Origin of the sequence: Microbacterium esteraromaticum, assembly GCF_016907315.1 — a bacterium.
GTDB lineage: Bacteria > Actinomycetota > Actinomycetes > Actinomycetales > Microbacteriaceae > Microbacterium > Microbacterium esteraromaticum.
The window spans coordinates 2273394-2294949 of the sequence record NZ_JAFBBS010000001.1; the positions used below are offsets into that span (position 1 = coordinate 2273394).

The window sequence follows — 21556 nt, forward strand, 5'->3', positions numbered from 1 at the left end:
GACGCTTACGCGCCGGCGAACGGCTCCGCAGCGTCGTCGACCCGGCGCTCGACCACGGTCGATGTGGGCGCTGCGGTCGAGGCGGATGCCGCAGGCGGGGCATCCGTCGCCTGCGCGACCCCCGCACCGAAGCTGCGGCCGACGGCCTGGCCCTGGATGATCGCGGCGAGGTCGAGACCGGTCGCCGCGCTCACGCTGTCGAACACCGAGCGCATCGCCTTGGCGCTGTCTCCGCCGACCACGCTCGACGCCCCGTCTTCACCGGCTCCGCCGATGATCGACACGTTGCCGATGGCGGAGTAGCCCTTGGCGAACTCGGCCATGATCGACGGCAGCACCTCGAGCACGCGCTGCGAGAGGAATGCCTCCTGGTTCGAGGCGATGGCCTTGGCCTCCGCCTCGACCGCGGCGGCTCGGGCCTCACCCTCGGCGCGGATCGCCTCTGCCTCTGCGCTGGCGCGCAGGCGGCGTGCTTCGGCTTCGGCCTCGGCCTGTGCGCGAAGCGCGTTCGCGTCACCCGTGGCCTTCGCCTCGGCGGCGGCCGCCTCACCGGCAGCACGGGCCTTGTCGGCCTGCGCCTGCTGCTCGGCGATGCGGGTGCGCGCCTCTGCCTGCTTGACCTGCTCGATCGCGGCGGCCTCTGCCGCCTTCTCACGGGTGAACAGATCCGCCTGTGCACGGGTCTCGGCCTCGTACCGCTGAGCGTCGGCGACGCGCTTGACGTCGGCGTCGAGCTGAGCCTGCTTGTTCTCGGCCTGCTGCTGCAGAACGGCCTGCTCGGCCTGCGCGCGAGCGAGCTGCTCGGCCTGCTCGGCTTCCGCGCGAGCGCGGCCGATGCCGGCGTTGGCGTTGGCCGTGTTCGTGTCGAGCGCGGTCTGCTCGATCAGGTTGGCTTCCTGGTTGGCGATGTTCTTCTGGTTGATCGCACGGTCGGCGTTGGTCTGCGAGATCTCTGCCGCCTGGCGCTTCGCCTGGATCTCGGGCGCGCCGAGCGACTGGATGTAGCCGACCTTGTCGGTGATGCCCTTGATCTGGAACGAGTCGAGGATCAGACCCTGCTCGGCCAGCTCCTGAGAGACGTCGGCGGCGATCTGGTCGGAGAACTTCTTGCGCTCGCGCATCAGCTCGACGACCGACAGCGTCGCGACGATGCCGCGCAGGGCGCCCTCGAGCTGCTCGGTGGTGAACTGCTCGATCGCCTTGTCCTGCGAGGCGAAGCGCTCGGCGGCGCGACGCACGTAGAGGGGGTCGGAGCCGATCTTGACGATCGCCACTCCGTCGACGTTGAGCGTGACGCTGTCGAGCGACTGGGCCTCGGCGTTCAGCGACACCTGCCGCGAGCGCAGCGAGATGATCTCGTGGCGCTGCGTGATCGGGTTGACCAGCGACTTGCCGTTGACGATGACGGTGACCGGTGACTCTTCGGTCTCACCGCGGGTCGTGCCGTCGGCGGCGACGACCGTGCGCTGCACCTTCTGCTTGCGGCCCGAGATGACGAGCGCCTCGTCGGCGCGTGCGACCTTGATCCAGCTGCGTGCGAACAGCAGCAGGATCAATGTGATGACGATCGCGGCGGCGACCGCGATTCCGATGATGACCAGGATGCCGATTGCTCCGGCGAGCTCCATGGTGACCTTCCTTTCCCCCTCGTAGGTTTCAGGTCCACCCTGCCAGAGTCGAGGTCAGCGCATGCGGCGGAGCTTCTGCGTCAGTTCGAGCAGGGTCGCGAGCTCGGCGTCGTCGAGTGGCGACATCTTCTCGGCGATGGTGCGGCCGTGCACGGTCGCCAGCTGGCGGAACGCCTTCGCTCCGGCATCGGTCGCGGTGATCACCGCGCCGCGACCGTCGTCTGGATCGATCGTCTTCGTGATCAGCCCTCTGGCCACCATGCGGTCGATGAGCCTCGAGACGCTCGGCTGGCTGATGAGCGACTTCGCGGTGATGTCGCGCAGCCGCGAGGTCATGTCGGGAGCTCGCACGACCGTGAGCAGCACGTCGTACTCGCCCTGCGCGAGATCGGAACCATCGAAGTCGACGGCCATCTCGGCCAGCAGCTGATGCTGCGCGCGGAACAGGCTCTCCCACGCCTGAAGGGCGAGCTCACGGTCGGTCATGATCTCAGCGTACTGTCGGCCGGCGACGTCGGAGCGGCAGCAGTAAGGGCCGGTCGGAGAGGCTTCCGGCCGGCCCTTGTCCCTTGCACCAAAGAGAGTCCTGCAATCACATGCGGTGGATGCCACAGCAAAACATTCACCGTGCGACGAGTGTATAACGGCGAGATAACGAATGCAACGGTTTGATCACGAAGATGTTCGGGGAGCGCTGGTGAAGGTCGGGTCGTGCGTGTGAGAGCCCTGGCGTCTCCGCTCCCGGTCGTCACCTGGGGTGGCGTCCCGGTTCGCGAGACGCCACCCGGCAGGCTCAGAACACCGGCACTCCGTCGCGCACGAGCTTCCAGTTCACGACGTGGAAGTCGGCCGGGTCGATGGCGCCGGCCTCCGTCGCGTACTGCACGATCGCCTCGCGGATCGCCACCTGCGCGTTGTAGACGACGGGCGCGGTCGAGATGTGCGGAAAGCCCCCGCCGCCCGACTGGCGGTAGTTGTTCACCGCGACGACGAACCTCGCATCCGCCGCGATGGGGGAGCCGTCCCATGACAGATTCGCGATGCGCGAGCCGACCGGCTTCGAGATGTCGACGTCGTAGGTGACGCCCGAGAACTGGTCGTAGTTATAGTCGGGCGTCCCGCTCGCGTTGGTCCAGCTGGCCGGATCGACCGGGGCTCCGGGGGCGACCGTGGCGAAGTACTTCGCCGAGTACTCCAGGTAGTCCTTGATCTGCGCCCCGGTGAGGACGGATGCCATCAGCGTGTTGTCGTAGATGTACAGACCTGCGACATCGCGGATCGTCACCTCGCCCGCGGGGAACTTCGCCGCACGGCTGAAGGGAGCTGCGATCGAGATCACCGGCAGCGCGGCCTCGGCGGTGCCGGCGATCGCCGCGGTGACGGTGTCGACCTGCACCTTGTTGACGTAGTCGAGGATCGCGGTGTCCTTCCAGCACGACTCCGCTGCCGACAGCTCTTCCGTCGAGGTGGCGACGGTCTTGTTCACGTACGTCACGACCGCGTCGTGCTGCGTCTGCACGACGGCGACGAGCGCCGGGTCGTCTTCGACGGTGTTCGTGTTGAGGTTGGTGGCCCGCTTCGACACCACCCGCCACTGGCCCTTGACCTGCTGCAGCTCGATGTCGAAAACGCTCAGGCGCTGGCCCCAGCACATCGGCTCGCTCATCACGACCTGATTGCCGTCGGGGCCGGTGACGAAGCGCTCGGGAATGTCTTTGTGCGCGTGGCCGAACAGGATCGCGTCGATGCCTGCGACCTGCTGCGCGAGCAGCCCGGCGGCGTTCTCGACGGGCAGCTCGCTGCCGTACGACGACGTGCCACTGTCGCCGGAGTGCACGCTGACGACCACGACGTCGACGCCCTGCTGCCGGATGATCGGCACCCAGTACTTGGCCGTGGCGACGATGTCGAGCACGTCGAGCTTGCCGCTCACGTTCGCCTTGTCCCAGATCACGGTGCCGGGGTTCGTGAGCCCCAGCACGCCGACGCGGATGGGCTTGGCGCCCTTCACCTTCATCGTCTTGATCACGTAGGGCGTGTAGGCGGGCACCTTCGTGCCGATGCGCACCGCGTTCGCTGCGAGCGCCGGCGCCTTCAGCTGCGAGATGAACGTGTCGAGGAACTCGAGCCCGTAGTTGAACTCGTGGTTGCCCAGGGCGACGGCGTCGTAGCCGATGGCGTTCATCTGGGCGGCGATCGGATGCACGGCACCGGTCTTCGTGATCGGCTCGACTGTCGCGTAGTAGAAGCCGAGGGGCGTGCCCTGGATGGTGTCGCCGGCGTCGAACAGCAGTGTGTGGTCGCGGCCGCGATCGGCGCGCACCTGGTTCACGACGCTGGAGAGCCGCGCGAGGCCGACCACGTTCCCCTTGCCGTCGGTGAACTCGGCATCTTTGTAGTAGTCCCAGTTCAGGGCGTTGGAGTGGATGTCGGACGAGCCCAAGATCGTGATCGTCACCGACTTGCCCTCACCGCCCTGAGCGGCGGAGGCCGACGCCGGCTGGGCGACCCAGCCGGCGGCCGCGAGCGCGCTCGCGGCCGTCACTCCGGTGAGGAATCCGCGACGGCTCAGCCCCTCGGGTGAGTCGGCGGGGACGTGGGTGTGCTGTTCGTCTGTCATAAGCACCGATGCAACCACCGGCATCCGACGCAGACAAGAGTCGGGCGATGAACAGCCCGAGAATGGGGTCATTACAGTGAGGGGGATGCCTGAGATCGTCGCCCCCGCCCCCGGCCAACTCGCCTGGCAGCGCGCCGGATTCGGGCTCTTCGTCCACTTCGGGCTCAACACCGTCCACGGCAGGGAGTGGAGTGACGGGACCCTGCCCGCGGACAGCTTCGACCCCGTCGATCTCGAGGCTGCGGCATGGGCGAGGACCGCTGTCGATGTCGGCGCCCGCTACCTCATCCTCACAGCCAAGCACCATGACGGATTCTGCCTGTGGCAGACCGCGACGACCGACTACTCGGTCGCCTCATCTCCGTGGAAGAAGGGCAGGGGAGACGTGGTCGCCGAGGTCGCCCGGGCCTGCCGCGAGGCGGGCATCGGCTTCGGCATCTACCTCTCGCCGTGGGATCGCAACGCCGACTGCTACGACGATCCGCAGGCGTACAGCGAGTTCTATGCGCGCCAGCTGACCGAGCTGTGCACCCGGTACGGTCCGCTGGTCGAGATCTGGTTCGACGGCGCAGGATCCGACGGCTACGTGTACGACTGGGAGCGCATCATCTCCGTCATCGACGAGCACCAGCCCGACGCGATGGTGTTCAACATGGGCCGACCGACTATCCGCTGGGTGGGCAACGAGAACGGCCTCGCCGCCGACCCCGTCGAGTACGTCGTCGACCGCACCCATCTGAGCAACTACACCGCGGAATCCATCGACATGGGCGGGGCGGCGTACCTCCCGCCCGAGTGCGACGTGTCGATCCGGCGCGGATGGTTCTGGCATCCGGACGACGAGCCCAAGACCGTCGACCACCTCATGGCGATCATGTACGGCTCGATCGGCATGGGGGCGAACCTGCTGCTGAACGTGCCGCCTACGCCGCGGGGGGTCTTCGACCCGGGGGATGTGCAGCGCCTCGCCGAGTGGCGGGCGGAGTGGGATCGCCGCTTCGACTCCCCGATCGAGGCGCAGGTCGAGCGCGACGGCGCGGAGTGGCGGGCGCGCTTCGCTCAGCCCACTCGCATCGATCATCTCCGTCTGCGGGAAGACCTGGCCGCGGGACAGCGCATCAGTGCGCATGAGGTGGTGGCGGGAGGGGATGCCGACGCCGACGTCATCACCGAGGGCCTGACCGTCGGGCAGGGCCGCATCCACGCGTTCCCCGCGCGTGAGGTGACCGAACTGCGCATCCGCGTGCACGGAGAAGGCGCGACGCTCAGCGAGGTCACCGGCTTTCTCGCGGGTCACGAGACCATCCCGCAGCCGCCGGAGGGATACGAGGCCCCGACGGACGCTCCTCTCGCTTGACCTCAGGAGTACATTCGATGGATGCGAACGGCTCGTCATCCCGCCTGTGCCCGCGCCGAGAGGTGCCGATGAAGACCATCGGCGTGCTCGGCGGCATGAGCTGGGAATCCTCTCTCGAGTGGTACCGGCTCGCCAATGAGCGGGTGCGCGACGCTCTCGGAGGGCACCATTCGGCGCGCGTCATCCTCGATTCACTCGACTTCGCCGAGATCGAGCAGCTTCAGGCGCGCGGTGATTGGAGCGCGGCCGGCTCGCTGCTCGCCGAGCGCGCCCGAGGCCTGGAGCGTGCGGGTGCCGACCTCATCGTGCTCTGCACCAACACGATGCACCTCGTCGCAGATCGCATCGAAGACGCCATAGGCATCCCGTTCCTGCACATCGCCGACACCACAGCCGCCGCGGTGCGCCAGGCGGGTATCCGGAGGGTCGGCCTTCTCGGCACGGCCTTCACGATGGAGCAGCCCTTCTACCGCGAGCGTCTCGAGACCCACGCGATCGAAGTGCTCGTTCCGAGCTCCGAGCAGCGTGCGCGCGTGCACGCGGTCATCTACGACGAGCTCGTGCACGGGGTCATCCGTCAGGAGTCCCGCGCGTACTACCGCGAGGTGATCGACGAGCTCGCAGCGCGAGGCGCCGAGGGAGTGATTCTGGGCTGCACCGAGATCGAGCTGCTCATCTCGGCGGACGACTCGCCGGTGCCCGTCTTCCCGACCACGGCGCTGCACGTCGATGCGGCGCTCGCCGCGGCGGGCGCGACGCCGGGCCCTCGCTCACGCTGATACGACCCGCCGATCAGAGCCTCGCGGCGGCGGTCACAACTCCGGAGAACCGGGCCTGGTCTGCCCCGATCCGGGCCGGATGGGGCCGATTCGCGGCGGATCTCCTGAGTTGTGCGCGGCTCCACGGCAGCGGCGGGCGATCACCCGACGAGGGCGATCCGCCCGCCCAGGTCGCCGTCGTCCGCCAGGCGTGCGACGACGTCGAACACCGTGCGCTCGATCGCCGCGACGGCAGGTGCCTGCCGCACGGCCGCGCGCCGCGAGAGGTTGACCGTGCGGGTCATCGCGGGATCGGTCAGCTCCGAGCCGCGCAGCTCGGGCCTGTGCAGCAGCACGGTGGCCGGCACGACGGCGACGCCGATGCCCCGCGCGACGAAGCGCAGCACGGCATCCATCTCGGCGCCCTCCACCGCGATGGTGGGCCTGAGGCCCGCCGCTTCGAAGGCCGCGTCGGTGGCGAGGCGCAGGTCGTAGCTGCGGTTGAACGCGATCTGCGGCAGCTCGGCGAGCTCTGCGACCGTCAGGCGAGCCGGCAGATCGGCGTGCGCCCGGAGCGAGGGTTCGGCTGCGGATGCCACCATCAGCTCCTCACGGAACAGTGCGACGCGCTCGACCGCGCTGTCGTCGCGCACGTTCGGGCGCGTGATCGTGAGGGCGAGGTCGAGGGCGCCCTCGCCGAGGGCATCGACCAGAGCGTGCGAACCTGCCTCAGAGATGTGCAGGTCGACGCCCGGATGCTCGCGGTGGAACTGCGCGACCACCTCGGCGACCACTGAGACGCACAGCGTCGGCGTCGCGCCCAGTCGCACACGGCCCCGGCGCAGACCCGCGAGCTCGTCCATCGCCTGGCGCGCGGAGTCGGCGTCCGCCAGCATCCGCCGCGCGATCGGCAGCAGCGCCTCGCCGGCGGCGGTGATGGCGACGCCCGTTCGGTCGCGCTGGAACAGCGTCGTTCCGAGGTCTGCCTCGAGGGCCTGGATCTGCCGCGACAGCGAGGGCTGGGTCAGGAACAGCTCCTCGGCAGCGCGCGTGAAATGCTCGAGGCGGGCTACGCTCTCGAAGGCTTTCAGCTGTTCGAGTTTCATGCCCCAAGCGTATCCAAGTGACAGAAAAGATGCATTGGCGCGATCAGAGGCTGCTTTCTAGCGTGGGTGCATGAGCAATCAGCACCGCACCGAACGCCGCCTGTCCACATCCGTCCTCGTCATCGGCACGGGCGGCGCGGGGCTTCGCGCCTCGATCGAGCTCGCCGAACGCGGCATCGAGGTGCTCGCCGTCGGCAAGCGTCGCAAGCACGACGCGCACACCACGCTCGCCGCAGGCGGCATCAACGCCGCTCTCGGCACCATGGATCCCGAGGACTCATGGCAGCAGCATGCCGCCGACACCCTCCGCGAGTCGTACTTCCTCGCCGATCCCGCGATCGTCGAGGTCGTCGCCCGCGGAGCCGCTCGCGGCATCGAAGACCTCGAGCGCTGGGGCATGCCGTTCGCCCGCGAAGGCGACGGCCGCATCAGCCAGCGATTCTTCGGCGCGCACCGGTATCGCCGCACGGCATACGCCGGCGACTACACCGGGCTCGAGATCCAGCGCACCCTCATGCGTCGGGCGGCAGAGCTCTCGGTGCCGATCATCGACACCGTCTACATCACGCGCATCCTCGTCGCCGACGGCACGGTCTTCGGCGCCTACGGCTTCGATGTCGTCGACGGCACCCCGGTCGTGATCCACGCCGACGCTGTGATCCTCGCCGCGGGCGGACACACCCGCATCTGGCGCTACACGTCGTCGCGCCGTGACGAGAACACGGGCGACTCGTTCCGCCTGGCCGCGCTGGCGGGCGCCCGCATCCGCGACGCCGAGCTCGTGCAGTTCCACCCCTCGGGGCTGATCGAACCCGACGACGCCGCCGGCACGCTGGTCTCAGAGGCAGCACGTGGCGAAGGCGGGATTCTCACCAACGCTCTCGGCGAGCGGTTCATGGAGCGCTATGACCCTGAGCGCATGGAGCTGTCGACCCGAGACCGCGTCGCACTGGCGAACTACACCGAGATCGCCGAAGGCCGCGGCACCGACAAGGGCGGCGTCTGGCTCGACGTGTCGCACCTGCCCCGCGAGCAGATCCTCGAGAAGCTGCCCCGGCTGTACCGGACGATGATCGACCTGCAGATGCTCGACATCACCGAGAGCCCCATGCAGGTCGCTCCCACGGCGCACTACTCGATGGGCGGGGTGTGGGTGCGGCCAGACGACCACGGCACGGGCGTCGAAGGCCTGTACGCGATCGGCGAGGCATCCAGCGGCCAGCACGGAGCCAACCGCCTCGGCGGAAACTCCCTGATCGAACTGATGGTCTACGGCCGCATCACAGGCGAGACCGCGGCCGAGTTCGTCAGCGCGCGCACCGAGGTGCGTCGCGACCCGGCCGCGGTGGCCGAGGCGCGGGCGGAGATGGACAGGTTCCTCAGCAGCACGGGCACCGAGACGCCGCGACGGCTGCAGCGCGCCGTGCGCGACCTGATGACCGAGCACGCCGGTGTCATCCGCACCGAGGATTCACTGCGCGAGGGCCTGGCGAAGCTCGCCGTGCTCGAGGAGCGCGCAGCGCACGTCGGCGCTCACCCCGACATCGCCGGGTTCGACGATCTCGCGCACGCCTTCGATCTGCTCGGCTCGCTGCTCGCCGCCCGGGCCACCCTCGAATCGGCGATCGAGCGTCGTGAGACTCGTGGATGCCATAACCGCGCCGACTACCCCGAGACCGACCCGACGCTGCGGGGGAACATGATCTGGAGCGCTGACGGCGGCGTGAGCTTCGAGCCGCTACCAGACGCCCCCGACTCGTTCCGCGCTCTCGCCGAGAAGTCGGCGTCGGACTCGGTGGTCGGCAAGCTCGTCGAGTGAGGTCGGCGGCCGGGTACTGAAGTCCCTCTGCACGACTCCGGAGAAGCGCGCCCTCCTGTCCGGGTTCCGGCGGGAGACCGGCGGATTCGGCGCGGATCTCCGGAGTTGTGCCGGCGCGGAAGCGGTGAATGCCCCGCGCTGCCGCCCCGGTCAGCGCCGGACGATCGCGGCCGCCTCGGGCGGCACGGTCGTCCGGCCGCCTGCCGTCACCGGCTCTTCTGTGGCGAGCAGCACCTCGCCGTCGAGGTCGAACGCGACCGCGTCAGCGGTCAGATTGATCAGGACGCTGATCGCGCCGCGATCGATGCGCCATGCCCGCCGCTGCGGCTCCTCGTTCGCGACGATCAGTTCGACCGACGCCCGGTGCAGGCGCGGATCGGTCAGCTCCGGATGCTCTCGCCGCAGACGCACGAGCCGGCGGTACAGCCCGAGAAGCCGTGCGTGACGGGGTTCCTCCAGCTCATCCCAGTCGAGGCGCGAGCGCTCGAAGGTGCCGGGATCCTGCGGATCGGGCACGAGACGGGCATCCCACCCCATCCGCGCGAACTCGGCCGTGCGGCCCTCGGCCGTCGCGCGCCCGAGCTCGGGCTCGGGATGCGAGGTGAAGAACTGCCAGGGCGTCGAGGCGCCCCACTCCTCGCCCATGAACAGCATGGGCGTTCCCGGCGCGGTGAGCGTGAGCACGGCGGCGACTGCCAGCCGGCCCTCCGACAGGGTCGCGCTGAGCCGATCGCCCGCTGCCCGGTTGCCGATCTGGTCGTGATCCTGAGCGAACGTGACCAGCCGCCAGGCGGGCACCTCGTGAGGGATGGGCGAGCCGTGCACGTGATCGCGGAACGACGAGAACGTGCCGTCGTGGAAGAAGCCGCCGCTGGTGACCTTCTCGAGGGCCTCGGCGTCGGCGAAGTCGGCGTAGTACCCAGACACCTCACCCGTCAGGGCGACGTGCACGGCATGATGCCAGTCGTCCGACCACTGGCCGGACAGGCCGTAGCCACCTGCCTCGCGAGGCAGGATCAGGGTCGGATCGTTCAGATCGGACTCGGCGATCAGCGTCAGAGGCCTGCCCTCGTGGGCCGACAGGGCGTCGACCCGCTCGGCCAGCTCCTTGAGGATGTGCGTGCGGCTCTCGTCGTGCAGCGCATGCACGGCATCCAGCCGCAGACCGTCGACGTGCCTGTCCCGCAGCCACATCAGCGCATTCTCGATGATGTACTCGCGCACCTCGTGCTCTTCGAGGTCGATCGCATCGCCCCACGCGTTGCTGCTGCCTGAGCGCAGGTACGGGCCGAACTCGGGCAGATAGTTGCCGCTGGGACCGAGGTGGTTGTAGACGACGTCCTGGATGACCGCGAGGCCGTGCGCGTGGGCGGCGTCGACGAAGCGCTGGTAGGCGCGGGGCCCGCCGTAGCCCTCGTGCACCGCGTACCAGAGCACGCCGTCGTAGCCCCAGTTGCGCGGGCCGTTGAAGGCGTTCACCGGCAGCAGCTCGACGTGCGTGACGCCGAGATCGACCAGGTGCTCCAGCCGCTCGACCGCCGAGTCGAGCGTGCCGCCCGGGGTGAAGGTTCCCAGGTGCAGCTCGTAGATGAGTCCACCCGCCAGCTGCCGGCCCGTCCACCCCTCGTCGGTCCAGGCGAAGTCGGCCTCGTCGAACGCCGCCGATGCCGCGTGCACGCCGTCGGGCTGACGTCGGGAGCGCGGGTCAGGTCGGAGCCGATCGTCGTCGCCGATCAGGAAGCCGTAGCGCTCGCCGTCTCTCAGCGCGAGGTCGAGCCGCCAGTGCCCGCTGCCCGCGGCAGTCAGCTCGTGCTCGTCGAGCGTCGTCCCGTCATCGCGCACGCGGCGCAGTCGCATCCGCTGCGCGCGCGGCGCCCAGACGTCGATCACCGCAGCTCCTGCAGCAGGGCGACGGGGTAGTGCTCGAGCAGCTCCGCGAGGCGCACCGGCCCGCCGCCGAAGCGGCGCCCTGTGAGCACGTCGACCGATGGCAGCTCCGACCGCATCAGCATCGTCTCGCCCCACCCGCCGCGGCGCTCGAGAGCCACCGGCAGCCGCGTGGCGACCGCCGTCACCCCACCGCGACCGGCGGCTATGGCGTGCGTGGCCGCAGACCCCGCCACGGTCTCGGGGCGATAGACGGTGAACAGCTCAGGATGGTCGCGACGCAGCCGCAGCGCCCGCGAGGTCACGAGCAGCTTCGCGGCACCCGTATCGTCGATCGCCGGCAGATCGCCCACGGCGACGGCGGCGTCGAGGTCGGTCAGCATGCGCTCGCGCTGCGCGAAGTCGACGGGACGGCGATTGTCGGGATCGACCAGCGACAGATCCCACAGCTCGCTGCCCTGGTACACATCGGGCACGCCGGGCGCGGTCAGCTGCAGCAGCTTCGCCGACAGCGAGTTCGATCGCCCGTGACCGACGACCTCGGCCACGAAGTCCTCGACGACCTCCTTCGCCGCGCCGTTCGCGGCTTCGGCGATCTTCTCGAGGCCCTTCTCGAACCGGGTATCCGGATGCTGCCAGCCGGTCGACTCACCCGCCTCGCGCGCTGCCTTGCGGGCGTAGTCGAGCAGCCGCTCCGACGGGATCGGCCAGGCGCCGACGGCGGCCTGCCACAGCAGGTTGTCGAGCGGCCCGTGGCCCGTGGATGCGATTCCGCGCAGCTCGTCGAGCACCTCGCCCCACCGCTCGGGCAGCTCGGCGAGCACCGCGAGCCGGGCGCGCACGTCTTCGGACCGCTTGGTGTCGTGCGTCGACAGGGTCGTCATCGAGCACGGCCACGCCGCGAGCCGGCTCTGCTGCGACGCGTGGAACTGCTGGATCGACAGCGATCCGACCGAGGGGTCGCCTCCCACCTCGGTCAGAGTGCCGAGCCGCGTGTACCGGTAGAAGGCGGTGTCTTCCACGCCCTTCGCCATGATCGCGCCCGATGTCTGCTGAAACCGCCGGGCGACGGGCAGGGCCGGGTCGGCGAGCAGCGGCTCGAGCTCGGCGATGGCGGATGCCAGGTCGGGGCGCCGGCGCCTCGCCTCCTCGACGGCATGCCGCAGGTGCTCGCACCCGGCGGGCAGGTACGAACGGTAGACGGGGAAGCAGGCGAGCAGCTCGGCGAAGGCGTCGGCCGCCCCGACCACACCGAACGGCAGATCGCGGACGAGCCTGCGCACCTCGGACTGCAGCAGCCCGTCGGCCATGGCGCGCTTGGTGTCGTGGATGAGGTCGGCCCAGTCCTGCGCGACCGGCAGCCCCGTCTCGGCGCGCAGCCGTGCGTCGAGCGCCGTGAGTTCGTCGACGCCCGAGGGGTCGATGAGCACCCTGTCGATCTCGCCGAGCGCGTCGTACCCCGTCGTGCCGTCGGTGCGCCACCAGGACGGCAGCTGTTCGCCGTGCTCGAGGATCTTCTCGATCAGCGTGTATGCGCCGCCCGTGGCATCCGCGAGCCGCTCGAGGTAGCCCTCCGGATCGTCGAGACCGTCGGGGTGGTCGACCCGGATGCCGTCGGCGAGACCATCACGGATCCACCGCACGATCTCCTGGTGCGACTGCGCGAAGACATCGGGCAGCTCGACGCGGATGGCCGCGAGGTCGGAGACGGCGAAGAAGCGCCGGTAGTTCAGCCCGTCGTTCTGGTCTTCCCAGTGGCACAGGTCGTAGTGCTGGGCGTCGAGCAGGGCGGACAGGTCGTCGCTCAGCGCGCCCGTGCCGGGGGCGAGGGGAAGCACATGCTCGAAGTACGACAGAGTGCCGTCGGGGGCGTCGGGTGCCGGGGTGGGATCGACCGAGATCTCCCCGCGCTCGACGACCTCGGCGGGGGCGCCGCCCAGCATCGGCAGCCGCACCTTGCCGTGACCTCGTTCCCAGTCGATGTCGAACGCGACCGCGTGGGCTGAGCCTCGGCCCAGACGCAGCACGTCCCACCACCACGGGTTCTGCCGCGGCGCGGCGACGCCCACATGGTTAGGCACGATGTCGACCAGGATGCCGAGGCCGTGCGCGCGCGCCGCGGCCGCGAAGGCGGTGAGACCGGACGCCCCGCCGCGCGACTCGTCGATGCGGGAGTGGTCGACGACGTCGTACCCATGGCCCGATCCCTCTGTCGCCGCCAGCAGCGGCGACAGGTACGCCCAGTCGGCCCCGAGCCGATGCAGGTACCCCGTCACTCCGGCAGCATCGTCGAGGGTGAAGCTCGACGTGATCTGCAGGCGGTACGTCGAATCGGGACGACTGGTCATGGTCACACCTCGGGCTTCGGGGCGGGGGAGCGGGTCGCGGCGTTCTCGATCTGGATCCGCAGCGACGCCTCGACGGAGTCGTCGGCCGGCTCCTCATCGTCTCCTGCCTCACGCAGTACCAGCAGCGACCCTGCCTCCAGGTGCACGCCTCCGGCGGCGGGTAGCGCGCCGGCGTGGGTGAGTTCGCCCGCCGTGTCGACCACGGCCTCCCAGCTGGCGCCGTGCCTGGCATCCGGAAGCAGGATCTCGACCGCCTCGTCGCCGCTGTTGAAGTAGACGATGAAGTTCAGGTCGGTGACCGGCTGCCCGCGGCGGTCTTTCTCGCGGATGCCGCGGCCGTTGAGGAACATGCCGATCGACAGCCCGAAACCCGACTCCCAGTCCTCTGGCTGCATCGTGCGCCCGTCCGGGCGCAGCCACTCGACGTCGGGCACGCGCGCGCCGTCGTCGCTGCGCACGGGCTTGCCGTCGAAGAACCGGCTGCGCCGGAACGTCGGATGCAGGGCGCGCAGCCGCGTGAGCGCTGCAGTGAACTCGATGAGAGGGACGTCGGCGGAGTCCCAGTCGATCCACGTGATCTCGTTGTCCTGCGCGTAGCCGTTGTTGTTGCCGTTCTGCGTGCGGCCGAGCTCGTCGCCGTGCGAGATCATCGGCACGCCCTGTGAGAGCAGCAGTGTCGCGAGCAGGTTGCGCTGTCGCATCGCCCGCCGGCGGTTCACGTCGGGGTCGTCGGTGGGGCCCTCGACCCCGAGGTTGTCGGAGCGGTTGTGCGATTCGCCGTCGTTGTTGTCTTCGCCGTTCGCCTCGTTGTGCTTCTCGGCGTAACTGACCAGGTCGCGCAGCGTGAAGCCGTCGTGGGCGGTGATGAAGTTGACGGAGGCCACGGGGCGCCGCCCCGAGTGCTCGTAGAGGTCGGCCGAACCGGTCAGGCGCGAGGCGAACTCGCCGAGCGCCTGCGGCTCACCGCGCCAGAAATCCCGCACGGTGTCGCGGTATTTGCCGTTCCATTCCGACCACTGAGGAGGGAAGTTGCCCACCTGGTAGCCGCCGGGGCCGATGTCCCACGGCTCGGCGATGAGCTTGACCTGCGAGACCACCGGATCCTGCTGCACGAGTTCGAAGAACGTCGCCAGCCGGTCGACGTCGTAGAACTCGCGGGCAAGGGTGGAGGCGAGATCGAACCGGAAGCCGTCGACGTGCATCTCGGTGACCCAGTAGCGCAGCGAGTCCATGATCAGCTGCAGGGCGTGGGGGTTGCCGACGTTGAGGCTGTTGCCCGTGCCGGTGTAGTCGGTGTAGTACCGGCGGTCGTCTTCGAGCCGGTAGTACGCCTCGTTGTCGATGCCGCGCATCGACAGGGTGGGGCCCAGGTGATTGCCCTCGGCGGTGTGGTTGTAGACCACGTCGAGGATCACTTCGATGCCGGCGGCGTGCAGGGTGCGCACCATCGCCTTGAACTCCTGCACCTGCTGGCCGTGCTCGCCGCTCGACGAGTACGTGTTCTGCGGCGCGAAGAACGACAGCGTGTTGTAGCCCCAGTAGTTCGACAGGCCCTTGTCCTGCAGGGTGCTGTCGTTGACGAACTGGTGCACCGGCATGAGCTCGATCGCGGTCACCCCGAGGCGGGTGAGGTGATCGACGATGGCCGGGTGGGCGACGCCCGCATAGGTGCCGCGCATCTCTTCGGGCACCTCCGGGTGCCGGATGCTGAGGCCCTTCACGTGCGCCTCGTAGATCACGGTCTGCGCGTATGGCGTCTTCGGCAGGCGGTCGCCCGCCCATTCGAAGAACGGGTTGATCACGACGCTCTTCGGCGTGCTCGCGGCCGAGTCCTGCTCGTTGTGCGAGTCGGGGTCGCCGAAGTCGTACGAGAAGGGCGCCTGGCCCCACTCGACCTGTCCGGCGACCGCCTTGGCGTAGGGATCGAGAAGCAGCTTGCTGGCGTTGAAGCGCTTGCCGTTCGCCGGATCGTACGGTCCGTGCACGCGGTAGCCGTACAGCTGGCCGGGCTGCACGGTGGGAACGTATCCGTGCCAGACATAGGCGTCGACCTCGACGAGGTCGACCCGGGTCTCTTCGCCCGCGTCGTCGAACAGGCACAGCTCGACGCGCTCGGCGCATTCGCTGAACAGCGCGAAGTTGGTGCCCTGACCGTCGAAGGTCGCGCCGAGGGGGTGGGCTGACCCCGGCCACACGTCGACGCTCATGCGGCGGATCGGCCGTGGTGGTGCGGGCCGCGCGAGTGCGGCGCGGCGTCGCGGACGCGGCGCACGGCCTGCGAGAAGTCGTACACCTGCGCCACCTCGATCGCCTTCGGGTAGGGGTGACCCGAGTAGCAGATGAACAGCGGCGGGATCACCTCGACGTAGCCGACGGGGCCGTCGTCGAACACCTCGTAGCGGTCGATGTCGACGAGCTCGTAGGGCGGCTCGTCGGGTGCCGGGGCGATCTCGTCGTGCTCGGTCGGCGTCAGCTGAGCGCCTGGCTGGGCGACTGCGTGTCCGGTGGTTCTGACTGTGGCAGACATGAGGACTCCTGTCTCGGCTGCCTTCCGGCGATGCGCCTCGAGGTTGTTGCTGTCGAGGAGACGCTACGGGGGATAGGGGCGGGGGGCTACGGGGTTGTCATTGGACGAAGCAGGGGGTAACGCAGGGAATCTCCCTTCTAAAAGAAGTGATGCTTGCTTTTAGAAGGGGGCGGGTGTCTCATGGAAGAAGCAGCCGCAGCACTCGGGAGGTCGACATGACGATGACAGCCATCCACGACGAGGACGAGCTTGCACTGCAGCCACGAGCGCCGCAGCGGGTGCGGATCGAGGCCGCTCCCCAGCCGGTCGATCTCATAGCTGCCGAGCATGCCGCCCGCCTGTTCCTCGAGGCGCTCGGCATCGAACCGGATGCCCTCGATACCCCCGACCTCTCCCGTACGCCCCGGCGATTCGCCGAAGCGTACGCCGAGCTGCTCTCGCCGCAGCCGTTCGACTTCACCACCTTCGCCAACGCCGAGGGCTACGACGAGCTCGTCCTGATCCGCGACATCCCCGTTCGCTCGATCTGCGAGCATCACCTGCTGCCCTTCACCGGCACCGCGCACGTGGCGTATCTGCCCCGCGAAAACGTCGTCGGCCTGTCGAAGATCCCCCGCATGGTCGACCACTACTCCCGGCGTCCGCAGACGCAGGAGCGGCTGACCGTGCAGATCGCGGATGCTCTTACCGCGCGGCTGCAGCCGCGCGGCATAGGGGTCGTCATCGAGGCCACGCACACCTGCATGACCCTGCGAGGCGCGCGCGCCGTGGGCGCGATGACGACCACAGCGGCACTGAGGGGCACCCTGCGCGAAGACGCGAGCGCGCGTGCCGAGTTCTTCGCGCTGACCGCCGACCGCGCGCGCTGATCCGCCGTACCCACCGCTGTCACCGATCGGAAGGAAGACCATGAACATCTCCATCGTCGGCGGAGGGCTCGCCGCCGCCACCGCCGCCACCGAGCTGCGCGAGCACGGGTTCGACGGCGATGTCGTCATCTACGCGCGAGAAGACCACCTGCCCTATGAGCGCCCGCCCCTGTCGAAGGAGGTGCTGCTCGGCAGGAAGGACGTCGACTCCGCGCTCGTGCACGACGAGGCGTGGTACACCGCCAACCGCGTACGGCTCGAACGCGGCGTGGCGGTCACCGACATCGATCCCGCGACGCACACGCTGCGGACCGAACCGGTCGGCGGGGGCGGGGCCGCCGAGCACCGTTACGACCGGCTGCTGCTCGCCACCGGCGCCGCCGCACGTCACTTCGACCTCGCCGACCGCGTCGCCGAGCCGATCTACCTGCGCACCATCGAGGACAACACCCGGCTGCGCGCCGCGCTGCGGCCCGGCGCGAAGGTCGTGATCGTCGGAGCCGGCTGGATCGGACTCGAGGTGGCATCCGCCGCCAGGCAGAAGGATGCCGAGGTGATCGTCTACGAGATCGCCGACCTGCCCCTCGTCGCGGTGCTCGGCCCCGAGGTCGCGCAGCTGTTCGCAGACCTGCACCGCGCGCACGGCGTCGACCTTCGCCTCGGCACCGCCGTCGAGGAGGGCGCGCTGGCAGCCGCCGACGTGGTCGTCGTCGGAATCGGGGCGATCCCGCAGACCGAGCTCGCCGAACACGCCGGCCTCGATGTCGATCGCGGCGTGCTCGTCGACGAGCGACTGCGCACCTCCGACCCCGACATCTACGCGATCGGCGATGTCGCGAATCAGCACCATCCGGTACTCGGCAGGCGCATCCGCGTCGAGCACTGGGACACGGCGATAGAGCAGGCGAAGGTCGCCGCGCACAACCTGATGGGCGAAGAAAAGCCGTACACGCATCTGCCGTACTTCTTCACCGATCAATACGATCTCGGCATGGAGTACTTCGGCAGCGTGGGCCCCGACGGATACGACCGCGTCGACATCGAGGGCGACACCGACGTCGCGAACGGCGGGGCGTTCCGGGCCTACTGGGTCAAGGACGGCGTTGTGCGCGCGGCGATGCACGCCAACGACTGGGATGCATCCGACGCCGTACACGACAGCGTCGGCACCGAACGGTGATCGGTCAAGGCCAGCCGCCGGTGACGCGGTCGCGCCGCACCGGCAGCCGGCAGTTCGACTTCTCGCGGCGCGTCGCGGTGATGGCGGTGATCAACCGCACGCCCGACTCGTTCTACGACAAAGGCGCGACGTTCGCGCTCGATAGGGCGGTCGAGAGAGCTCTGCGCGCCGCCGACCTCGGCGCCGACTGGGTCGACATCGGCGGTGTGCCCTTCGGGCGGGGGTCGGCCGTGAGCACAGCCCAGGAGATCGACCGCGTGGTGCCGTTGGTCGAGGCGATCACGGCGGCTCGACCGGAGCTCGTCATCTCGGTCGACACGAACCGCGCCGACGTGGCCGAGCGCGCCATCGCCGCGGGCGCCGCCGTCGTCAATGACACCAGCGGCCTGGGCGATGAGCGCATGGCCGAGGTTGTGGCCGCGAGCGGGGCGCATATCGTGATCACGCACAGCGTGGGCCCGCCGCGGGTCGAGAAGCCGCCCGCACGCTACGGCGACCTGGTCGCCGAGGTGCGCGCCTTCCTCGCAGAGCGGATGGCCCGCGCCCAGGCTGCCGGCATCCCCGCAGAGCGGCTCATCGTCGATCCGGGCCACGACCTCGACAAGAACACGCTGCATTCGCTCGAGCTCACCCGCCGGATCGGCGAGATCGCCGACCTGGGTGCGCCGCTGCTTGTCGCCGTGTCGAACAAGGACTTCATCGGAGAGACGCTCGACCGCCCTCAGGGCGAGCGGCTGCCGGGTTCGCTCGCCGCGATGATCGCGTGCGTGCTGGCGGGGGCGCGCATCGTGCGCATGCACGACGTGGCCGAGACCGTCGACGCCGTCCGTATGATCGAAGCCATTCTCGGCTGGCGCCCCCCGGTGCGGCTCGAACACAACACACATCCGACCGGCAACGTCTGAGGAGGGCACCGTGACCGTGCACACCCCCATAGACCGCATCTGGCCAGACCCTGCCGACGACCTCGACGACGATGCGCTGCTCGAGGCGACCCGCTTCCCCGATGACGGCACCTGGCTGCGGGTCAACTTCATCTCGAGCCTCGACGGTGCCGCGACGCGCGACGGGGTCTCCGGCGGCCTGGGCGACGACGCCGACCGCCGTCTCTTCGCGCTGCTGCGCCGGCCGGCCGATGCCGTGCTGGTGGGAGCCGGCACGCTGCGCGACGAGCAGTACGAGGGGCTGCGCGTCGACGACGCCTCTGTCGCCTGGCGGCTGGCGCACGGGATGCCCGCCCATCCGGTGCTCGCGATGGTCAGCCGCAGCCTGTCGATAGACCCCGGCTCGCCCCTGTTCGCCGATGCACCCGTGCGCCCGATCGTCTACACCGTGGCATCCGCCCCCGCCGCCCGCCGGGAGGCGCTCGAAGCCGTCGCCGACGTCGCGACGGTGGGCGAGACGGATGCCGATCCGAGGCGCATCCGTGACGATCTGACCGAACGCGGCCTGCGGCGCATCCACGCCGAGGGAGGACCGCACGTGTTCGGCGCCCTGCTCGCCGCCGGCGTCGCCGATGCGCTGCACCTCACCCTCTCGCCCACGCTCGAAGCAGGCGCCGCCGGGCGGATCGTGCGCGGAGACGTCACGGGCGCACTGCCGGTGGCAGCGCGTCTGGCGACGGTGCTGCGCTCGGGCGACGAGCTGCTGCTGAGCTACTCGCTGCGCTGACCGCCGGCCCCGGGCGGGTCCGCGCCCTGATCCGCGGGCTCGTCTTCTTCGGCGGCCAACTCGGGGTCGAGCATGCTGAGGATGCGCTGCAGATGCATCGCACTCAGCACGCCGGGCCCGGCGACGGCATCCATCTCGAGCGACCGCGCATGCACGGCGCGATACAGCCGGTCGACGGCCTCTGAGGCGCGGGCGTGCAGCTCGCCGGCCTCCTCGGGATCGCCGCCGAGAAGATCGGCGACCGCGCTGCAGGCATCGGACAGGGGTTCGACGAGCTCAGGATCGAGAGGAAAGGACGAGGGCCGCTTGTTGATGGTGTCGCTGAGGCAGCCCGAGACGTCGCGGATCTGATGCGCGACCTCGACAAGGACCTCGAGCTTGGCGTGCTCATCGCTCGTGTCGGCGCGTCCGCGCCACGCCCGCGGGTTGCCCCGGCGGCTCTCGTCAGCCTCCGCGAGGGCATCGCTCAGCGAACGGCTCGTCTCGGCGAGGGCTCCGGCATCCTGCATCCACCCGTCGCGCTCCGGCGGCCACTTCTCGGTCAGCGCGGCGGCGATGTCGTCGAGGTGGGCGGCGAGCCGCTGCTGGAAGGCGTCGATCCGCGCCGCCGCCTCGGAGACGAGCGGTGCGGGAGGGATGATGAGGTTCACCGCGAGACCGACGATCACGCCCACTGCCGTCTGCGTGACGTACCCGAGGGAGTAGTCCTCGGCATCCGCTCCGCCGATGATCAGCACGAAGAGCGCCGCCATGGGGATGTACTCGCGGCCGATGCCGAACCATCCGGTGCCCGACACGATGACGCCAAGCCCGACCACCGCCGCGATCGACCAGAGGCTCGGGCCGACCGTCACCAGCACCAGCGTCGCGAGGCCGATCCCGACTCCCAACCCGAGCAGGGTCTGCAGACCCGAGCGGAACGACGACATCAGCGTCGGGTACATGCTGATCAGCGCGCCGAATGGAGCGTAGTAGGGATACTCGTCGGTGACGCCGGGCATGTGGGGCGCGATCAGCCATGCGGTTCCGACGGCCAGCGCGGTCTTCACGGCGAACAGCAGGCGCGCACGCGTCACCGCGCCGCGGACGGACGGCCGGATGCTGCTCAGCGACGATCGCACCCGCCGCTCGATCCTCTGTGCGCGCACGCCGACCACCTCCTCGCTCGGTTCCACAACACACGCGCCCGGGGTGTTGCGAAAGGGGCTTCCCCCAGCGCGGCACGTTTGCGACAATCTCCGCGATCGACGGCTTCTGGAGGGCATCATGGCGACGAATCGACGACTCATGCGATGTGCGCCCGAGGCGGTGTTCCGTGCGCTCAGCGATGGGTGGCTGTATCCCTCGTGGGTGGTGGGCGCGGCGCGGATGCGTGAGGTGGACGCCACGTGGCCGGCGCCGCGTTCGACGCTGCACCACTCGGTGGGCACCTGGCCGTTTCTGCTCAACGGCACGACGACCATGCTCGAATGGCACCCGAACAGGCAGGCGGTCATGCAGGCACGCGGATGGCCCATCGGCGAGGCTCGGGTCGTCGTCGAGGTCGAGGCCGGGCACTCCGGCTGCCTGGTCTCGATCCATGAGACTCCCGTGCGCGGCCCCGGGGCCGCGCTGCCGTCGTTCCTCAGCGCACCGCTGCTGCGCTGGCGCAACAGCGAGACGCTGCGTCGGCTGTCGTATCTCGCGGAGAGCGACTCGCTGGGCACGCGGAACATGAGTCCGGGAATCTATGGCGAGAGCACTGGAGGGGTCAAGCCCCCTGCCCCGTCGGAGTGACGAGCTCACA

At 69.5% G+C, this 21556-nt stretch carries 17 protein-coding genes; 8 read left to right on the forward strand and 9 right to left on the reverse strand.

Annotated elements, in window-relative coordinates; translation table 11 throughout:
- Positions 1 to 5 precede the first annotated feature (5 nt).
- The 3 genes from JOE67_RS10890 to JOE67_RS10900 all read right to left on the reverse strand — a co-directional run bounded on the left by JOE67_RS10890 (position 6) and on the right by JOE67_RS10900 (position 4248).
- Complete coding sequence (locus JOE67_RS10890; protein ID WP_239528095.1) at positions 6 to 1628, reverse strand: SPFH domain-containing protein; 1623 nt, start codon at positions 1626 to 1628, stop codon at positions 6 to 8.
- 54 nt (positions 1629 to 1682) lie between these two features.
- Complete coding sequence (locus JOE67_RS10895; protein ID WP_204975584.1) at positions 1683 to 2114, reverse strand: MarR family winged helix-turn-helix transcriptional regulator; 432 nt, start codon at positions 2112 to 2114, stop codon at positions 1683 to 1685.
- 307 nt (positions 2115 to 2421) lie between these two features.
- The gene (locus JOE67_RS10900; protein WP_239528097.1) at positions 2422 to 4248 is read right to left on the reverse strand and encodes a bifunctional metallophosphatase/5'-nucleotidase; all 1827 of its coding nucleotides are present in this window, start codon (positions 4246 to 4248) and stop codon (positions 2422 to 2424) included.
- A gap of 85 nt (positions 4249 to 4333) precedes the next feature.
- On the opposite strand from JOE67_RS10900, the gene JOE67_RS10905 reads away from it, so the two are divergent.
- Both JOE67_RS10905 and JOE67_RS10910 read left to right on the forward strand, forming a co-directional pair.
- Positions 4334 to 5605: an alpha-L-fucosidase gene (locus JOE67_RS10905; RefSeq protein ID WP_204975586.1), complete on the forward strand. Its 1272-nt coding sequence runs from the start codon at positions 4334 to 4336 to the stop codon at positions 5603 to 5605.
- A gap of 17 nt (positions 5606 to 5622) precedes the next feature.
- Positions 5623 to 6384: an aspartate/glutamate racemase family protein gene (locus JOE67_RS10910; RefSeq protein ID WP_274606820.1), complete on the forward strand. Its 762-nt coding sequence runs from the start codon at positions 5623 to 5625 to the stop codon at positions 6382 to 6384.
- 140 nt (positions 6385 to 6524) lie between these two features.
- Here the strand turns inward: JOE67_RS10910 and JOE67_RS10915 are convergent, their stop codons facing one another.
- Positions 6525 to 7469 carry a LysR family transcriptional regulator gene (locus JOE67_RS10915; RefSeq protein ID WP_204975587.1) on the reverse strand — a complete coding sequence of 315 codons (945 nt, stop codon included), beginning with the start codon at positions 7467 to 7469 and terminating at the stop codon, positions 6525 to 6527.
- 70 nt (positions 7470 to 7539) lie between these two features.
- Here JOE67_RS10915 and JOE67_RS10920 point away from each other — a divergent pair, with 70 nt between their 5' ends.
- A complete protein-coding gene (locus JOE67_RS10920; RefSeq protein WP_204975588.1) occupies positions 7540 to 9288 on the forward strand; it encodes an FAD-binding protein in 1749 nt (582 codons plus the stop codon).
- Between the two features lie 150 nt (positions 9289 to 9438).
- Here JOE67_RS10920 and treZ read toward each other — a convergent pair whose 3' ends face one another.
- Genes treZ through JOE67_RS10940 form a run of 4 tightly spaced genes read right to left on the reverse strand, consistent with a single transcriptional unit; the run spans position 9439 to position 16050 of the window.
- On the reverse strand, positions 9439 to 11145 hold the full coding sequence (gene treZ / locus JOE67_RS10925; protein WP_239528585.1) for a malto-oligosyltrehalose trehalohydrolase: 1707 nt from the start codon (positions 11143 to 11145) through the stop codon (positions 9439 to 9441).
- 29 nt (positions 11146 to 11174) lie between these two features.
- Complete coding sequence (treY, locus tag JOE67_RS10930; protein WP_204975590.1) at positions 11175 to 13523, reverse strand: malto-oligosyltrehalose synthase; 2349 nt, start codon at positions 13521 to 13523, stop codon at positions 11175 to 11177.
- Between the two features lie 2 nt (positions 13524 to 13525).
- The gene (glgX, locus tag JOE67_RS10935; RefSeq protein ID WP_204975591.1) at positions 13526 to 15730 is read right to left on the reverse strand and encodes a glycogen debranching protein GlgX; all 2205 of its coding nucleotides are present in this window, start codon (positions 15728 to 15730) and stop codon (positions 13526 to 13528) included.
- Complete coding sequence (locus JOE67_RS10940; protein WP_204975592.1) at positions 15727 to 16050, reverse strand: hypothetical protein; 324 nt, start codon at positions 16048 to 16050, stop codon at positions 15727 to 15729. Before JOE67_RS10940 ends, glgX begins: the two co-directional genes overlap by 4 nt.
- A gap of 215 nt (positions 16051 to 16265) precedes the next feature.
- Here JOE67_RS10940 and folE point away from each other — a divergent pair, with 215 nt between their 5' ends.
- The 4 genes from folE to JOE67_RS10960 all read left to right on the forward strand — a co-directional run bounded on the left by folE (position 16266) and on the right by JOE67_RS10960 (position 19770).
- A complete protein-coding gene (gene folE / locus JOE67_RS10945; protein ID WP_239528099.1) occupies positions 16266 to 16919 on the forward strand; it encodes a GTP cyclohydrolase I in 654 nt (217 codons plus the stop codon).
- A gap of 40 nt (positions 16920 to 16959) precedes the next feature.
- A complete protein-coding gene (locus JOE67_RS10950) occupies positions 16960 to 18099 on the forward strand; it encodes an NAD(P)/FAD-dependent oxidoreductase (RefSeq protein ID WP_204975593.1) in 1140 nt (379 codons plus the stop codon).
- A gap of 80 nt (positions 18100 to 18179) precedes the next feature.
- On the forward strand, positions 18180 to 19004 hold the full coding sequence (gene folP, locus JOE67_RS10955) for a dihydropteroate synthase (protein ID WP_204976941.1): 825 nt from the start codon (positions 18180 to 18182) through the stop codon (positions 19002 to 19004).
- Positions 19005 to 19014: 10 nt separating this feature from the next.
- On the forward strand, positions 19015 to 19770 hold the full coding sequence (locus JOE67_RS10960; RefSeq protein ID WP_204975594.1) for a dihydrofolate reductase family protein: 756 nt from the start codon (positions 19015 to 19017) through the stop codon (positions 19768 to 19770).
- Here JOE67_RS10960 and JOE67_RS10965 read toward each other — a convergent pair.
- Positions 19755 to 20918 carry an FUSC family protein gene (locus tag JOE67_RS10965; protein ID WP_338041583.1) on the reverse strand — a complete coding sequence of 388 codons (1164 nt, stop codon included), beginning with the start codon at positions 20916 to 20918 and terminating at the stop codon, positions 19755 to 19757. The two genes, JOE67_RS10960 and JOE67_RS10965, sit on opposite strands and share 16 nt — an antisense overlap.
- A 118-nt stretch (positions 20919 to 21036) precedes the next feature.
- On the opposite strand from JOE67_RS10965, the gene JOE67_RS10970 reads away from it, so the two are divergent.
- Positions 21037 to 21546 carry an SRPBCC family protein gene (locus JOE67_RS10970; RefSeq protein WP_239528101.1) on the forward strand — a complete coding sequence of 170 codons (510 nt, stop codon included), beginning with the start codon at positions 21037 to 21039 and terminating at the stop codon, positions 21544 to 21546.
- Positions 21547 to 21556: the final 10 nt, after the last annotated feature.

Excerpts from the sequence above, each read along its gene's own strand:
- JOE67_RS10950 (WP_204975593.1), top strand. The coding sequence starts at position 16,960 with ATGAACATCTCCATCGTCGGCGGAGGGCTCGCCGCCGCCACCGCCGCC.
- treY (WP_204975590.1), bottom strand. The coding sequence starts at position 13,523 with ATGACCAGTCGTCCCGATTCGACGTACCGCCTGCAGATCACGTCGAGC.
- JOE67_RS10895 (WP_204975584.1), bottom strand. The coding sequence starts at position 2,114 with ATGACCGACCGTGAGCTCGCCCTTCAGGCGTGGGAGAGCCTGTTCCGC.
- JOE67_RS10940 (WP_204975592.1), bottom strand. The coding sequence starts at position 16,050 with ATGTCTGCCACAGTCAGAACCACCGGACACGCAGTCGCCCAGCCAGGC.
- JOE67_RS10970 (WP_239528101.1), top strand. The coding sequence starts at position 21,037 with ATGGCGACGAATCGACGACTCATGCGATGTGCGCCCGAGGCGGTGTTC.
- glgX (WP_204975591.1), bottom strand. The coding sequence starts at position 15,730 with ATGAGCGTCGACGTGTGGCCGGGGTCAGCCCACCCCCTCGGCGCGACC.
- JOE67_RS10900 (WP_239528097.1), bottom strand. The coding sequence starts at position 4,248 with ATGACAGACGAACAGCACACCCACGTCCCCGCCGACTCACCCGAGGGG.
- JOE67_RS10910 (WP_274606820.1), top strand. The coding sequence starts at position 5,623 with ATGGATGCGAACGGCTCGTCATCCCGCCTGTGCCCGCGCCGAGAGGTG.
- JOE67_RS10915 (WP_204975587.1), bottom strand. The coding sequence starts at position 7,469 with ATGAAACTCGAACAGCTGAAAGCCTTCGAGAGCGTAGCCCGCCTCGAG.
- treZ (WP_239528585.1), bottom strand. The coding sequence starts at position 11,145 with ATGCGACTGCGCCGCGTGCGCGATGACGGGACGACGCTCGACGAGCAC.
- JOE67_RS10920 (WP_204975588.1), top strand. The coding sequence starts at position 7,540 with ATGAGCAATCAGCACCGCACCGAACGCCGCCTGTCCACATCCGTCCTC.
- folE (WP_239528099.1), top strand. The coding sequence starts at position 16,266 with ATGACGATGACAGCCATCCACGACGAGGACGAGCTTGCACTGCAGCCA.
- JOE67_RS10905 (WP_204975586.1), top strand. The coding sequence starts at position 4,334 with ATGCCTGAGATCGTCGCCCCCGCCCCCGGCCAACTCGCCTGGCAGCGC.
- folP (WP_204976941.1), top strand. The coding sequence starts at position 18,180 with ATGGCGGTGATCAACCGCACGCCCGACTCGTTCTACGACAAAGGCGCG.
- JOE67_RS10890 (WP_239528095.1), bottom strand. The coding sequence starts at position 1,628 with ATGGAGCTCGCCGGAGCAATCGGCATCCTGGTCATCATCGGAATCGCG.